The organism is Variovorax sp. WS11 (genome assembly GCF_010499245.1).
In the GTDB taxonomy this organism is placed as follows: domain Bacteria; phylum Pseudomonadota; class Gammaproteobacteria; order Burkholderiales; family Burkholderiaceae_C; genus Variovorax.
Genome location: NZ_JAAGOW010000001.1, coordinates 2,358,716 through 2,371,530, shown reverse-complemented (window position 1 = coordinate 2,371,530; position 12,815 = coordinate 2,358,716). Strand labels below are relative to the sequence as shown.

The window sequence follows — 12,815 nt, the reverse complement described above, 5'->3', positions numbered from 1 at the left end:
CTTCCTTTCGAGGAGGGGTTGAGGAGGAGTGACGTGAGTGTGGAAAATTCTGGCGTTCCCGTAAATGAAACTCCAGCGCGTTCAGAATTCGCATTTTCGGAACACTCCGCTCTTGACGCTCTTGAAGAAGGCCGCGCCCCATGTCCAACCGCCTCGAAGCCCTGCGTGTCTTCTGCACCGCCGCCGACGCGGCCAACTTCCGCGATGCGGCGATCCGCCTCTCGGTCTCGCCCCAGGTGGTGACGCGTGCGGTGCGCGAACTGGAGGAGGAGCTGGGCGAGCCGCTGTTCCACCGCAGCACCCGCGGCGTGCAGCTCACCGACTTCGGGCGCGCCCTTGCCGAGCGGGCGCGCACGGCGGTGGGCGGCGTGGATGCGCTCTTCCACCGCACCGACCGGCGCGCGCTCTCGCAGCACGCGGGCACGGTGCGCGTGACTGCGCCCAGCGTGCTCGGCCGCCGTTGGATCCCGCAGGCCCTGGCGCCGGTGCTGGCGGGGCACCCCGGGCTGGTGCTGGACCTGCGCCTGTCGGAACAGCTGGCCGATGCGGTGGGGCAGCAGATCGACGTCGGCGTGCGTGTGGGCGGGCAGCCCGGCGGCCGCTTCGTGGCCCGCACGGTGGAGCGCATGGCGTTGATGGTGGTGGCGGCGCCGGCGCTGGTCGCGCGCACCGGGGTGCCGCGCAGCGTCGAGGAGCTCCAGCGCCTGCCGCTCACGGCCCTGGTCGACCGCGATTCGGGACGGCTCTGGCCCTGGTCCTTCAGCCGCAAGCGGCAGATGCCGGTGTCCGCGCCGGCCTTCGTCACCGACGACACCGATGCCGAATGCACCGCCGTGCTGGCCGGCCTGGGCTTCGGCCAGCTGGTGGCGCCGCTGGCCGAGCCCTGGCTGCAGACGGGGCAGCTGGTGTCGGTGCTCGAGGCCGAGGCGCCCGAGCCCTGGCCGGTGCACGTGTGGCGTGCACAGCGCTCGCCCGTGCCGGCGCGCGTGCGGCTGGTGTACGACGCGCTGGTGCGGGCGTTGGGCGGCGGGGCCAGGCCGGCGCGCTGAGCCGGCGACGCGCGGCTGGGGTTCGCGCCTACTCGAACTTGCAAGCTTGCCGCATGGCGATGGCCGCTGCGCGGAAGACAGTGGCCGCACCAACCACGAGGCCGCCTCCATGAAGCCCAAGCAGCTCTTCGAACTCTGCCGCCAGTCCGTCGTGGCCTGGGTCGACGACTACGCGCCGAGCATGGGCGCCGCGATCTCCTACTACACGATCTTCTCGCTCGCTCCGCTGCTGGTGATCGTGATCGCAATCGCGGGCGCGCTGTTCGGGCGCGAGGCGGCGCAGGGCCGCATCGTGGCTCAGATTTCGGGCCTGGTGGGGCGCGAGGGCGCCACCGCCGTCGAGGCCATGCTGCGCAGCGTGAGCGAGCCCGACAAGGGGCTGATCGCGGGGCTGGTCAGTGCGGTGGTGCTGCTGGTCGGCGCGACCACCGTCTTCGCCGAGCTGCAAAGTGCGCTCGACCGCATCTGGCACGTGCCGGAGCGCGAGAAGCCTTCGGGCATCTGGGCGGTGCTGCGCGCGCGGTTGCTGTCCTTCGGCCTGATCCTGGGCCTGGCTTTCCTGTTGATGGTGTCGCTGGTGGTGAGCGCGGCCCTGGCGGCCTTCGGCAGCTGGTTCGGCGGACTGATGCCGGGATGGGAGCTGCTGCTGCAGGGGCTCAACGTGCTGATCTCGCTGGGCATCGTGACGCTCCTCTTCGCGCTGATCTACAAGCTGATGCCGACGGCGCGCATCGCATGGCGAGACGTGTGGATCGGCGCCATGGTGACCGCCGTGCTCTTCGAGCTCGGCAAGCTGGGCATCGGGCTGTACCTGGGCAAGAGCGGCGTCAACGAGTCCTTTGCCGCGGCGGGCTCGCTGGTGCTGCTGGTGGCGTGGGTGTACTACGCCGCGCAGATCTTCTTGCTGGGGGCGGAGTTCACCAAGGTCTATGCCAACGCGCACGGCTCGGTCTCGGGCACGAAGGCGGTGGCCGCCACCGAGGCCGCAGCGGAAGATGCGGCGGCAGGCACGGATCGCGTCGAGGCCGGGAACATCCCTGGGGCTGCGACGCCGCCGCCTGCGGACTACGCGGGCCTCGGCCGCACGGCGCGCGCGCAGGAGGAGATCGATCGCCGTGTCGATCGTGCAAGCGCCGCGTTGCTGCGCCAGCTGATGTGGCTGGGGGCGCTCACCCTCGGCAATGTCCTGGCCAATCACTGGACGCGGCGCCAGCGCAAGGCCGGCCGGCGCCGCGCCGCACGGCACTGAAGCGAGCGCGATCCGCGCGCCCGCCCCTTACTCCGCGCCCACGCTCCCGGTGATCGGCAGCACGATCCCGGTGATGTAGCTGGCGCAGCAAGGCGCCGCCAGGAACACATAGGCCGGCGACAGCTCCTCCGGCTGGGCCGGCCGCTTCATGTCGGTGTGCTTGCCGAAGTTCTGCACCTCCTCGCCCGAGCGGTCGGCGGGATTGAGTGGCGTCCACACCGGGCCCGGTGCCACCGCGTTGACGCGAATGCCCTTGTCCAGCAGGTTGCTGGCCAGCGACTTGGTGAAGGCATGGATCGCGCCCTTGGTGGTCGAATAGTCCAGCAGGTGCGCGCTGCCTTCCAGCCCTGTCACCGAGCCTGTGTTGATGATGGAGCCGCCGCGCGGCAGGTGCGGCACCGCGGCGCGCGCCATCTGGAAGTAGCCGTAGATGTTGGTCTTGAAGGTGAGGTCCAGCCGCTCGTCCGTGATGTCCTCGATGCTCGCCGCGTGCAGCTGGAAGGCGGCGTTGTTGACCAGGATGTCGAGCTTGCCGAAGGCCTCGATGGTTTCCTTGACCGCGCGCCGGCAGAAGTCCGGGTCGCGCACGTCGCCGGGGATCAGCACGCAGTGCCGGCCCTCGTCGTGGATGCAGCGGCGCGTCTCCTCGGCATCGACCTGTTCGTCCTCGAGGTAGACGATGGCCACGTCCGCGCCTTCGCGTGCATAGAGCAGCGCCACCGCGCGCCCGATGCCGGAGTCGCCGCCGGTCACCAGCGCCACCATGCCGTCGAGCTTGCCGCTGCCGAGATAGCCCGAGGCCTGGAAGCGCGGCTGCAGGTCCATATCGGACTCGAGGCCGGGCTTCTTCAGGTGCTGGGCCGGCATCGGGTTCTCGGGCTCGGGGCGGTGGCCGGCCTGCACGGCCTTCTTGCTGGGCTTGGCGTCGCCGGCCTTGCGGTCCTTGGCGTCCTGTTCGCGCTGCACCTTGCGCTGCTGCTCGGCGACCTCGCTGGTGTCCGAAGAGAGAGTGTCCGGGGTGGAAGGCATGGAAAGGCTCCTGCTGGATGAGGGGAATGGAACTCACCGTAGCCAGCCCTCGGGAGGCGCCATGTCGTCCGATGCCGCATCGCCCGCGCAGACTCGATGACGTCCCACAGCGGGATGCGGCCGGGGCCGATGCGGCCTTCGATGCGGCCCGGCGAACTTGCGCCATCCAACGAAGAACGATCGCAGCGCCTCCTCAGTACCTCCAGCAGCCCCGCGAAGGCCGGGAACGATGGTGGACGCGGTCGAACCAGGGCTCATCACCGGCGCCGCCGACGACGACCCGAGCGGCATCGCCACCTATTCGCAGGCCGGCGCGCAGCTGGGCTACGGCGCGTGCTGGACGCTGCTCTTCGCCTACCCGCTGATGGTGGGCATCCAGCTCGCCAGCGCACGCATCGGCCGCGTCACCGGCAGGAGCCTGATCGCGAACTTCGCGCAGTTCTGCCCCCGCTGGCTGGTGGCCGCGCTGGTGCTGCTGCTGCTGACCGCCAACGTCATCAACCTGGGAGCCGATCTCAATGCGATGGGCGCCGCCGCCGCGCTGGTGCTGCCGGGCCGCGCCGCCTGGTACGTGCTGGGTTTCGGGCTGGTGTCGCTGCTGCTGCAGGTCTTCCTGCCCTACGAGCGCTATGTGCGCGTGCTCAAGTGGCTGACCCTCTCGCTCTTCGCCTACGTGGCGGTGGTGTTCGCGGTGGATGTGGACTGGCCTGCCGCGCTGAAGGGCACCTTCATGCCGTCCGTGCAATGGAACAAGGAGTACGTGACGACGGTGGTCGCGATCCTGGGCACCACCATCAGTCCCTACCTCTTCTTCTGGCAGGCGGAGCAGGAGGTCGAGGAGATCAAGCGCGTGCCGCGCGACCAGCCGCTGCGCGTGGCCCCCGAGCAGGCGCGGCGCCAGCTGCGGCGACTGCGCATCGATACCGCGGTCGGCATGGGCTTCTCCAACCTGGTGGCCTTCTCCATGATCGTCGCCACCGCCGCCACGCTGCACGCCCACGGCATCACCGACATCGAGACCACCGAGCAGGCGGCGGAGGCCTTGCGCCCCATCGCGGGCGAGGCGGCCTTCCTGCTCTTCGCGCTCGGCATCGTCGGTACCGGCCTGCTGGCCTTGCCCGTGCTCGCCGGTTCGGCGGCGGATGCGGTGGCCTGCTATTTCCATGTGCGCAGAGGCCTGGATCTGCCGCTGGCCGAGGGCCGCAGCTTCTACGGCATCCTGGCCGCGGCCATGGTCATCGGCCTGGTCATCGGGCTCTCGGGCGTGAACCCGATCTCGGCGCTTTACTGGTCGGCGGTGATCAACGCCGTCATCTCGGTGCCGGTGATGGTGGCGGTGATGATCGCGGCCACCAGCCGCAAGGTGATGGGCCCGATGGTCCTGCCGCTCAAGTGGAAGGTGCTGGGCTGGCTGGCCACAGCCGCGATGGCGGCGGCTTCACTGGCGCTGCTGGTCGTCTCCGTCGGCTGAGCCGTCAGGCCTTGAAGCGGCGGTGGTAGTGCGCGATGCGCTCCAGCGCATAGTCGGCGGCGGCTTCGCGGATCGTGTTGCGATCCCCCTGGAAGCGCTTCGTCTCGGTGAAGCTCTGCGTGCGGCTGCCGTCCCGGAAGGCCCAGGCGAAGCACTGCGTACCGGCCGGGATGCCCGCGTCGGTATCGTCCGCCACGCCGGTGTTGGCGATCGCCACGTTGGCGCCGCTGTGCGAGAGGGCGCCGCGCGCCATCTCCAGCGCCACCGGTTCGCTGGTGAGGTTGAAGCGCTCCAGCGTCGCCTGCCGAACGCCGAGGTGGCGGTGCTTGGCCTTCGGGTCATAGACCACGAAGGCCGATTCCAGCACCTGGCCCGCGCCAGGCGCCGAGGCCAGGCGGGAGGCGATCAGTCCCGCCGTGCAGGACTCGGCGGTCACCAGCACCAGGCCGTGTTCCTGCAGGTACTGCGCCGCGGCATGGCCGGCGCCGTTGCCATCCGTATTCGCCATGGGGTTGTCTCCTGAACGCGGGGGTTCACTACGCTAGGAAGCGGGGGCGGCACGGCGTGTCCGTGGCGCGCGGGGGCTGCTGTAGGACGAGGCTTGGAAGGGCGGGCACTGTATATTCATCCAGATTGCCCCATGTCCGCCGATCCCCCCTCCTCTTCGCCCGCCGAGCCGCTGCCCGGCGCCGGGCTCGCGGTCTCGGTCAAGACCCTGTGCGCCTTCGCCGCCCGGGCCGGTGACCTGGATCTGCGCTTCGTGCCCGCACCCAGCGCGCAGGAAGGCGTGGCCGGCCATCGCCTGGTGCAGGGCCGGCGCGGCGCGGACTACGAAAGCGAGCTGGGCCTGAGTTCGCGTTTCGGCCGCCTGCAGGTGCGCGGCCGGGCCGACGGCTACGACCCGCTGCGTCGCCGGGTGGAGGAAATCAAGACCTTCCGCGGCGACTTCGAGGCGATTCGCGCGAACCACCGCGCGCTGCACTGGGCGCAGGCGCGCTGCTACGCGTGGATGCTGTGCGAGGCGCGCGGCCTGGACAACCTCGAGGTGGCGCTGGTCTACCTCGACCTGGGCTCGGACGACGAGCACATGCTCACCGAGACGATGACGCGCGAGGCCTTGTGCGCGCACTTCGAGGCGCTGTGCGGGCGCTACCTGGACTGGGCCGAACAGGAGGCTGCGCACCGCACGGCGCGCGACGCCGCGCTGGACGCGCTGGCCTTTCCGCATGCAGCCTTCAGGCCCGGTCAACGCGAGCTGGCCCAGGCGGTCTATCGCTCGGCCGTCGCCGAACGCTGCCTGCTCGCGCAGGCGCCCACCGGCATCGGCAAGACCGTCGCCACCCTCTTCCCAATGCTGAAGGCCGTCAAGGCCGGCGGCCGGCAGCGCATCGACAAGCTTTTCTTCCTCACCGCCAAGACCTCGGGCCGCGCGGTCGCGCTGGAAGGCCTGCGTCTTCTGCGCGACGGCGCGGGCCGGCCGCTGCGCGTGCTGGAACTGGCGGCGCGCGAGAAGGTCTGCGAGCACCCGGACAAGGCCTGCCACGGCGAATCCTGCCCGCTGGCGCGCGGCTTCTACGACCGCTTGCCGGCCGCGCGTGCCGAGGCCGTGGGCGCGGCCTGGCTGGACCGCGCTGCGCTGCGGCGCATCGCGCTGGCGCACGAGGTCTGCCCCTACTTCCTCGCGCAGGAGCTGGCGCGTTGGTGCGACGCCATCGTCGGCGACTACAACTACTACTTCGACGCCAGCGCCTTCCTGTGGGCGCTGACCCAGGAGGAGGGATGGCGCGCGGCCGTGCTGGTCGACGAGGCGCACAACCTGCTGGACCGGGCGCGCGGCATGTACAGCGCGCAGCTCGATGCGGCGGCGCTGGTCGCGGTGCGCCGCCTGGCGCCTCCGCTCGTCAGGAAGGCGCTGGGCAAGCTCCAGCGCGAGTGGCGGCGGCAGCAGCAGACGCAGCTCGAGGCCTACCGCGCCTCGGACAGCATCCCGGGCGCCTTCGCGCGGGCCTTGCAGGAGGCGGTGGTCAGCCTCGGCGACCACTTCGCGGCGCAGCCGCAAGAGGCGCAGGGCGCGCTGCAGCAGTGCTTCTTCGACCTGGTGCAGTTCGCGCGGCTGGCGGAGTCTTTCGGGGAGCACTCGGTCTTCGAGTCCACGCTGGAAGAAGACGGCCACCGCGAGGCGCTCGCCATCCGCAACCTGGTGCCCGCGCCCTTCCTGCGCGGCCGCTTCGCCGGCAGCCTCAGCAGCACTTGCTTTTCCGGGACGCTGGCGCCGTTTTCGTTCTACCGCGACATGCTGGGCCTGCCGGAGGACACGGCCACGCTGGACGTGGGCTCGCCCTTCCGCAGCGAGCAGCTGAAGGTGCGCATCGCGATGGATGTGTCGACGCGCTTTCGCGATCGCACGCGTTCGCTGGAACGCCTGGTGGGCATCATCGCCGCGCAGTACGCGCAGCAGCCGGGCAACTACCTGGCCTTCTTCAGCAGCTTCGACTATCTCGGCAGTGCCTTCGAGGCTTTCGCCCGGCGGCATCCCGAGGTGCCGGCCTGGGCCCAGGCGCGAGGCATGCGCGAGCCCGAGCGCGAGGCCTTCGTGGCGCGTTTCGCGCCTGGCGGGCGCGGCATCGGCTTCGCGGTGCTGGGCGGCGCCTTCGGCGAGGGCATCGACCTGCCCGGCGACCGGCTGGTCGGCGCCTTCGTCGCCAGCCTGGGCCTGCCTCAGCACAACGCGGCCAACGAACGCATGCGCGAGCGCATGCAGGCGCTGTTCGGCGAGGGCTATGCCTACACCTATGTGTACCCGGGCCTGCAGAAGGTGGTGCAGGCGGCGGGGCGGGTCATCCGCACCGAGCAGGACGCCGGGGTTCTTTACCTGCTCGACGATCGCTTCGCGCGGCAGGACATCCGGGCGTTGCTGCCCGCCTGGTGGCGGGTGCAGCCGCTGGAAGTCCCGGTTACTGCGGCTCTTCCTTCTTCTTCGGCGTGATGACCTTGTCCACGGTGACCGAGACGGGGTCGCTGGCCGGGAAGGATTCCTCCACGCCGTTGTCCAGCGCCTGTTCGCTCGGCTCTTCCTTCACCGGCTTGTGATGCTCGACCGGAGTGTCGTGCTTCTCCGAAGTCGGGAAGGGGAAGGGATCGGTCCGTGTGGTGCTGCTCATGAGGCCTCCTCGAAGTCGGGGAAATCCAAGCTAGGGCCCGCGGCGGCGCGGCCCTGTAGGAAGCCGCGCCAAGGCCCTGCCGAGATTCACCCCGCGGCCGCGCGCGCGAATTCGCCTACGGCGCCGGGGAATGCCGGACTGCGCCGCGCGTACGGCGCCGGTCGCAGGCTGGTCGCATCGATCGGACTCGATCGTGTCATGTGATGACCAAATGAAAGGAGATGTCAATGACCGACACCACCACTCCCCTCCCCGCGCCCCTCGGACCGCTCGGAGAGAACGAGGCTCGACTCGGCGACCGCGGCGCGGCCTCGGGTCGCAACATCGAGCAGAACCGCGCGCTGGGCCAGGACGATCCGCTGCACGGCAGCCGCATGGGACGCCGGCTGTACGACGGCACGGGCCAGCCCGGCATTCCCGACATCGGCACCGATGCGGCGCAACTCGAGGAAGCGGAGCGGATGGCGCGTGACAAACGCTGAGAAGCCGAGACTGCGCGCCTTGCCGCTGCGCCGGAGCGCACTGACGCGCAGCGCGTCCCCGCTCCTACCCGCGTGAGCCTTCACGCGCGCAGGATGCGGGGCTCAACCTCATCCAAGGAGTGACACATGCCCAGAGGTGACAAATCGTCCTATACGGACAAGCAGAAGCGCAAGGCCGAACACATCGAGGAAGGCTACGAGAAGCGCGGCGTGGGCGAGAAGGAAGCCGAGCGCCGCGCGTGGGCCACGGTGAACGCGGAGACCGGCGGCGGCAAGAAGAGCGGCTCCGGCCGCGGCAAGGCCGAGAACCATGCGCCCTCGCGCAAGGGTGGGCACAAGGGCGGTGCTGCTTCGGCCGGCCGCACCGCGGCTCAGCGCTCGGCTTCAGCCAAAAAGGCGGCCGCCACGCGCAAGCGCAACGCAGCCGCCCATTGAGCGCGGCAGCTTGGTCAGGGCAAGGGCTGCGCCCCGCCGCGCTTGAGCACCTCAGCCAGCTGCAGCTCGACGGCGAAGAGGCGCTCGTTGAGCACCGCCGTCTGAAGCCGAATCGCTTCGATGATGGCGCGCGTCGCCGGATCGGGTGCGTTGTTCGAGAGTTCCTGAAGCTCGTGCAGCTTCCTGCGCAGTTCGTTGCTCATCGCGGTCTCCTCCATGACGATGATCGGATGCGCCGATCGTAGAGGCAGAGGTGCATGGCGCCAAGCGCGGCATGCCAGCCTGCGCCAGAATGCGTGGCGAACTTCCCGCCCCGCCCCCCATGAACCTCGCCGACTCCTTCGCCGACTTCACCCGTTTCGTCGACATCCGCCGCGACATCCATGCCCACCCCGAGCTGGGCTTCGAGGAACATCGCACCTCCGACAAGGCGGCCAGGCTGCTGGCCGAATGGGGCATCGAGGTGCACCGCGGCATCGCCGGCACCGGCCTCGTGGGCGTGTTGCGCCGGGGCAGCGGCACGCGCAGCATCGGGCTGCGCGCCGACATGGACGCGCTGCCGCTGCACGAGGCCAACCAGTTCGCGCACCGCTCCACGCATGAGGGGCGCATGCACGCCTGCGGCCACGACGGCCACACCACCATGCTGCTGGCGGCAGCCTGGCACCTCGCGCAGCAGGGCAGCCGCTTCGACGGCACGGTGAACTTCATCTTCCAGCCGGCCGAGGAGATGGGCAAGGCGGGCGCAAAGAAGATGATCGAGGACGGGCTCTTCGAGCGCTTCCCCTGCGACGCGGTCTTCGCGCTGCACAACTTCCCGGTCGGCGAGGTCGGCCGCTTCGCGCTCAACGAGGGCGCGCTGATGGCCTCGAGCAACACCTACAAGATCACGCTGCGCGGGCGCGGCACGCACGCCTCGATGCCGCACACGGGCGTGGACCCGGTCGGTGCGGTGATCGCGCTGGCCCAGCAGCTGCAGACCATCGTGCCGCGCAACGTCGCCAGCACCGAGCGCGCGCTGGTCGCGGTCACGCAGCTGCAGGGCTCCGATGCGCCCAACGTGATCCCGGACGTCGCCTCGGTCGGCGGCACGGTGCGCACCTTCTCGATTCCCGCGCTGGACCGCATCGAGCAGCGCCTGCGCACGCTGGCCGAGCACATCGCGCTGGCCCACGAGTGCAGTGCCGAGGTGAGCTTCCTGCGCGCCTCGCCGCCGGTCGTGAACCACCGCGACGAGGCCCGCTTCGCTGCCGCCGTGATGCGCGAGGTGGTGGGCGAGCAGATGGTCACCGACGACTTCCCGGCCGTGATGGGCGCCGAGGACTTCGCTCACATGCTGCTGGCGCGGCCGGGCTGCTACGCTTTCCTGGGCAACGGCGACGGCGATCACCGGCTCGAGGGGCACGGGCCGGGGCCGTGCATCATCCACAACACTTCCTTCGACTTCAACGACGAGATCATCCCGATCGGCGCCAGCTACTTCGTGAAGCTGGTGGAGCGCTGGCTCCCTGCCGTCCCCTGAATCCCTCCACCACGAAAGCGGCCGCGACGATGTCCTTCTCCTCCCATCGACGTTCCCTGGTCCTTCTCGCCGCCGGCCTGCCCGCGCTGGCGGGCCTCGGCCGCGCGCAGGCGCAGCAGCAACAGCGCGTGATCCGCATGGTGGTGCCCTTCGGCACCGGCGCCGTGCAGGACACGGTGGCGCGCGCCTTCAACAGCGAACTGGGGGCGGCGCTCAACGCCAGCGTGATCGTCGAGAACCGCGCGGGCGCCGGCGGCACGGTGGGCGCGTCGCTCGTGGCCAAGGCGCCGGCGGACGGCAACACGCTGATCCTGGCGGCGGCCAGCCACCACATCGCCGGCCATCTCTACAGCAAGCTGCCCTACGACCCGCTCAAGGACTTCGTCGGCGTGGCCGAGATCGGCAGCGCGGGCTACGTGGTCGTGGCCTCGAGCGAGCTCAAGGTGGCGAACACGGCCGAGTTCATCCGCGAGGTCAAGGCGCATCCCGGCAAGTACAACTACGCCTCGGCCGGCAACGGCAGCGCCACGCACCTGGCCATGGCCTCCTTCCTCGCCAAGGCCGGGCTGCAGATGACGCACATCCCGATGAAGTCCACCGGCGAGGCGGTGAACGAGCTGCTGGCCGGGCGCGTGCAGGCCGTCACCTCGTCGAGCATCGGCGTGATCGGGCTGCAGAGCGATGCGCGCATCAAGCCGTTGGCTTCCACCGGCAAGGTGCGCAGCCCCTTCCTGCCCAACTTGCCGACCGCGCACGAGAGCGGCCTGCCGGGCTATGAGTTCGACTCCTGGATCGGCGTGCTCGCGCCGGCCGGCACGTCCCCGGCCGAAGTCGAGAAGCTCCATGCGGCGATCGCCAAGGTGATCGCCGAGCCCGCGATGCAGGAGCGCCTCACGCGCCTGGGGATCGAGCCGCGCAGCTCGAGCACGGCGGCTTTCCAGAAGCTGCTGCGGGCGGACTGGGACACCATGGGCGCGGTAGTGAAGGCGTCGGGCGCGAAGATCGATTAGGGCGTCAGCTCGACGTGGTGCGCGCCATGCGGCACCGCGATGCGGCCCAGATGCGTCAAGCCCGGCTGGCCGGCGCCGCCCACGCGCCAGACCTCGACGCCGCCTTGCGGCGCGGTGCCGTCTGGGTACTCGAACACCGTCGCCAGGAAATGCCGGCCCGTGGCATCGAAGCTGCCGCCCTCCGGCAGCATGCCCTCGAAGGGGTAGTCGCCGATCTTGGTGAGCGCGCTGCGCCCGGCGTCAAAGCGGAAATAGCTGATCGATGCCTGCCTCGTGTAGCGCGGCGAATCGGGCGCGAGCGCGGTCTCGCGCATGTTGACCGTGGCCACATGCCGGCCGTCGCGGCTGATCGCGAGGCCTTCGGAGGAGCGGTCGCTGTCCACACGGGCGACGACTTCGTGCCGGGCCGAAGGACCCGTGCGCTCGCGCGGCGCCAGCTTGATCAGCGACAGCCGCGAGGGCGTCGAAGGCAGCCGGCCTTCCAGAGTCCTGGCTTCGAAATCGCGGCCCCAGTCGGCGCTGAGGTAGTGGCCGCCGTCCGGCGTGAAGCGTCCGACGAAGGGATCGCGCCCGACCTCGACCGGCACGCCCCAGGGCGTGAGCCTCACCCGGCCGTCCGCCATGGATGTCACTTCGAGGAAGAGGACCTGGTTGCGCGTGTTGAGGTTCACCGAGAGGAAGCGTCCGGACGGATGCCAGTCGGCAAAGCTCGCGTCGATGCCGCCGCGCGGGGCGCCTTCCCTGCGCGCAATGCCCAGCTCGGCCAACTTGAAGGATTGCGGCACGCCGAGCCTGCTGTCGTTCGTGGGCAGGATCTGCACCATCGCCTCCTCCGCGCTGTTCGCGGTGAGGGCGAGGAAACGGCCGTCAGGGCTGACGCGCACGGATTCGAGCATCGGCCCGGCCTCGGCCGTCCCGGCGATCTTCGGCTTCGCCGGGTCGCGGATGTCGATCGCGCTGATGCGCCGGCCGGGTGCCAGGTCCCGGACCCGCTGCACGCTCTCGCTGCGTTGGCCGAGCCGTTCGGCCACGTACACGAAGCCGCCGTCCGGCGAGATGGCCATGACTTCCGGTGGCGCGGTCACGGAGTTCGACACCGGGATCGCGACGCGCGACGCCGGCCGGCCGGGGCGGATGAGGGTCAGCAGGTCGCGCCGCTCGGGCGACAGTGCAGCAAGCTCGCCGTCGCGGTAGCTCCTGGCGCGGAAGTCGCCGTCCGAGATCACGGCGATCGCCTTCGCATCGATCTGGGACGCAAAGGCCGGGAGCGCTTCGTCGGCCGCTGCCGGCGACGCGAGGCCGAGCGCGAACACGCCGGCCGCCAGGGGGAATGCGGTGGAGAGGAAGTTCATGGCTGCTAGCCTATGGACTTTCGGCTTTGGCAAGCCATCGGCTTTTCGAATACCG

At 70.3% G+C, this 12,815-nt stretch carries 13 protein-coding genes; 8 read left to right on the top strand and 5 right to left on the bottom strand.

Annotation, left to right across the window (positions count from 1 at the left end; all coding sequences use genetic code 11):
- Positions 1-140: 140 nt before the first annotated feature.
- On the top strand, positions 141-1,049 hold the full coding sequence (locus GXN78_RS11635; protein ID WP_106556096.1) for a LysR family transcriptional regulator: 909 nt from the start codon (positions 141-143) through the stop codon (positions 1,047-1,049).
- A 109-nt stretch (positions 1,050-1,158) separates the two neighbouring features.
- Positions 1,159-2,298, top strand: a complete 1,140-nt coding sequence (locus GXN78_RS11630; protein ID WP_106556187.1) for a YihY/virulence factor BrkB family protein — start codon at positions 1,159-1,161, stop codon at positions 2,296-2,298.
- Between the two features lie 27 nt (positions 2,299-2,325).
- Here GXN78_RS11630 and GXN78_RS11625 read toward each other — a convergent pair whose 3' ends face one another.
- Positions 2,326-3,327, bottom strand: a complete 1,002-nt coding sequence (locus GXN78_RS11625; protein ID WP_106556097.1) for an SDR family oxidoreductase — start codon at positions 3,325-3,327, stop codon at positions 2,326-2,328.
- 229 nt (positions 3,328-3,556) lie between these two features.
- On the opposite strand from GXN78_RS11625, the gene GXN78_RS11620 reads away from it, so the two are divergent.
- On the top strand, positions 3,557-4,798 hold the full coding sequence (locus GXN78_RS11620) for an Nramp family divalent metal transporter (protein ID WP_164255423.1): 1,242 nt from the start codon (positions 3,557-3,559) through the stop codon (positions 4,796-4,798).
- A 4-nt stretch (positions 4,799-4,802) separates the two neighbouring features.
- Here the strand turns inward: GXN78_RS11620 and GXN78_RS11615 are convergent, their stop codons facing one another.
- A complete protein-coding gene (locus GXN78_RS11615; RefSeq protein ID WP_106556099.1) occupies positions 4,803-5,306 on the bottom strand; it encodes a CinA family protein in 504 nt (167 codons plus the stop codon).
- Positions 5,307-5,438: 132 nt separating this feature from the next.
- On the opposite strand from GXN78_RS11615, the gene GXN78_RS11610 reads away from it, so the two are divergent.
- The gene (locus tag GXN78_RS11610; RefSeq protein WP_106556100.1) at positions 5,439-7,784 is read left to right on the top strand and encodes an ATP-dependent DNA helicase; all 2,346 of its coding nucleotides are present in this window, start codon (positions 5,439-5,441) and stop codon (positions 7,782-7,784) included.
- Here GXN78_RS11610 and GXN78_RS11605 read toward each other — a convergent pair.
- On the bottom strand, positions 7,753-7,959 hold the full coding sequence (locus GXN78_RS11605) for a hypothetical protein (protein WP_106556101.1): 207 nt from the start codon (positions 7,957-7,959) through the stop codon (positions 7,753-7,755). The two genes, GXN78_RS11610 and GXN78_RS11605, sit on opposite strands and share 32 nt — an antisense overlap.
- 227 nt (positions 7,960-8,186) lie before the next feature.
- On the opposite strand from GXN78_RS11605, the gene GXN78_RS11600 reads away from it, so the two are divergent.
- Positions 8,187-8,441, top strand: a complete 255-nt coding sequence (locus GXN78_RS11600) for a hypothetical protein (protein ID WP_106556102.1) — start codon at positions 8,187-8,189, stop codon at positions 8,439-8,441.
- A gap of 126 nt (positions 8,442-8,567) precedes the next feature.
- Positions 8,568-8,876 (top strand): plasmid stabilization protein, encoded by a 309-nt coding sequence (locus tag GXN78_RS11595; protein WP_106556103.1) that lies wholly within the window; start codon positions 8,568-8,570, stop codon positions 8,874-8,876.
- A gap of 14 nt (positions 8,877-8,890) precedes the next feature.
- Here the strand turns inward: GXN78_RS11595 and GXN78_RS11590 are convergent, their stop codons facing one another.
- Complete coding sequence (locus GXN78_RS11590) at positions 8,891-9,079, bottom strand: hypothetical protein (protein ID WP_106556104.1); 189 nt, start codon at positions 9,077-9,079, stop codon at positions 8,891-8,893.
- A 119-nt stretch (positions 9,080-9,198) separates the two neighbouring features.
- Between GXN78_RS11590 and GXN78_RS11585 the strand changes: the two genes are divergently transcribed.
- Together GXN78_RS11585 and GXN78_RS11580 are read left to right on the top strand one after the other, a co-directional pair.
- Complete coding sequence (locus GXN78_RS11585; RefSeq protein ID WP_106556105.1) at positions 9,199-10,398, top strand: M20 aminoacylase family protein; 1,200 nt, start codon at positions 9,199-9,201, stop codon at positions 10,396-10,398.
- A gap of 29 nt (positions 10,399-10,427) precedes the next feature.
- Positions 10,428-11,408, top strand: a complete 981-nt coding sequence (locus GXN78_RS11580) for a tripartite tricarboxylate transporter substrate binding protein (protein WP_106556106.1) — start codon at positions 10,428-10,430, stop codon at positions 11,406-11,408.
- Here the strand turns inward: GXN78_RS11580 and GXN78_RS11575 are convergent.
- A complete protein-coding gene (locus tag GXN78_RS11575) occupies positions 11,405-12,760 on the bottom strand; it encodes a hypothetical protein (protein WP_106556107.1) in 1,356 nt (451 codons plus the stop codon). The two genes, GXN78_RS11580 and GXN78_RS11575, sit on opposite strands and share 4 nt — an antisense overlap.
- Positions 12,761-12,815: the final 55 nt, after the last annotated feature.

Excerpts from the sequence above, each read along its gene's own strand:
- GXN78_RS11635 (WP_106556096.1), top strand. The coding sequence starts at position 141 with ATGTCCAACCGCCTCGAAGCCCTGCGTGTCTTCTGCACCGCCGCCGAC.
- GXN78_RS11630 (WP_106556187.1), top strand. The coding sequence starts at position 1,159 with ATGAAGCCCAAGCAGCTCTTCGAACTCTGCCGCCAGTCCGTCGTGGCC.
- GXN78_RS11625 (WP_106556097.1), bottom strand. The coding sequence starts at position 3,327 with ATGCCTTCCACCCCGGACACTCTCTCTTCGGACACCAGCGAGGTCGCC.
- GXN78_RS11620 (WP_164255423.1), top strand. The coding sequence starts at position 3,557 with ATGGTGGACGCGGTCGAACCAGGGCTCATCACCGGCGCCGCCGACGAC.
- GXN78_RS11615 (WP_106556099.1), bottom strand. The coding sequence starts at position 5,306 with ATGGCGAATACGGATGGCAACGGCGCCGGCCATGCCGCGGCGCAGTAC.
- GXN78_RS11610 (WP_106556100.1), top strand. The coding sequence starts at position 5,439 with ATGTCCGCCGATCCCCCCTCCTCTTCGCCCGCCGAGCCGCTGCCCGGC.
- GXN78_RS11605 (WP_106556101.1), bottom strand. The coding sequence starts at position 7,959 with ATGAGCAGCACCACACGGACCGATCCCTTCCCCTTCCCGACTTCGGAG.
- GXN78_RS11600 (WP_106556102.1), top strand. The coding sequence starts at position 8,187 with ATGACCGACACCACCACTCCCCTCCCCGCGCCCCTCGGACCGCTCGGA.
- GXN78_RS11595 (WP_106556103.1), top strand. The coding sequence starts at position 8,568 with ATGCCCAGAGGTGACAAATCGTCCTATACGGACAAGCAGAAGCGCAAG.
- GXN78_RS11590 (WP_106556104.1), bottom strand. The coding sequence starts at position 9,079 with ATGAGCAACGAACTGCGCAGGAAGCTGCACGAGCTTCAGGAACTCTCG.
- GXN78_RS11585 (WP_106556105.1), top strand. The coding sequence starts at position 9,199 with ATGAACCTCGCCGACTCCTTCGCCGACTTCACCCGTTTCGTCGACATC.
- GXN78_RS11580 (WP_106556106.1), top strand. The coding sequence starts at position 10,428 with ATGTCCTTCTCCTCCCATCGACGTTCCCTGGTCCTTCTCGCCGCCGGC.
- GXN78_RS11575 (WP_106556107.1), bottom strand. The coding sequence starts at position 12,760 with ATGAACTTCCTCTCCACCGCATTCCCCCTGGCGGCCGGCGTGTTCGCG.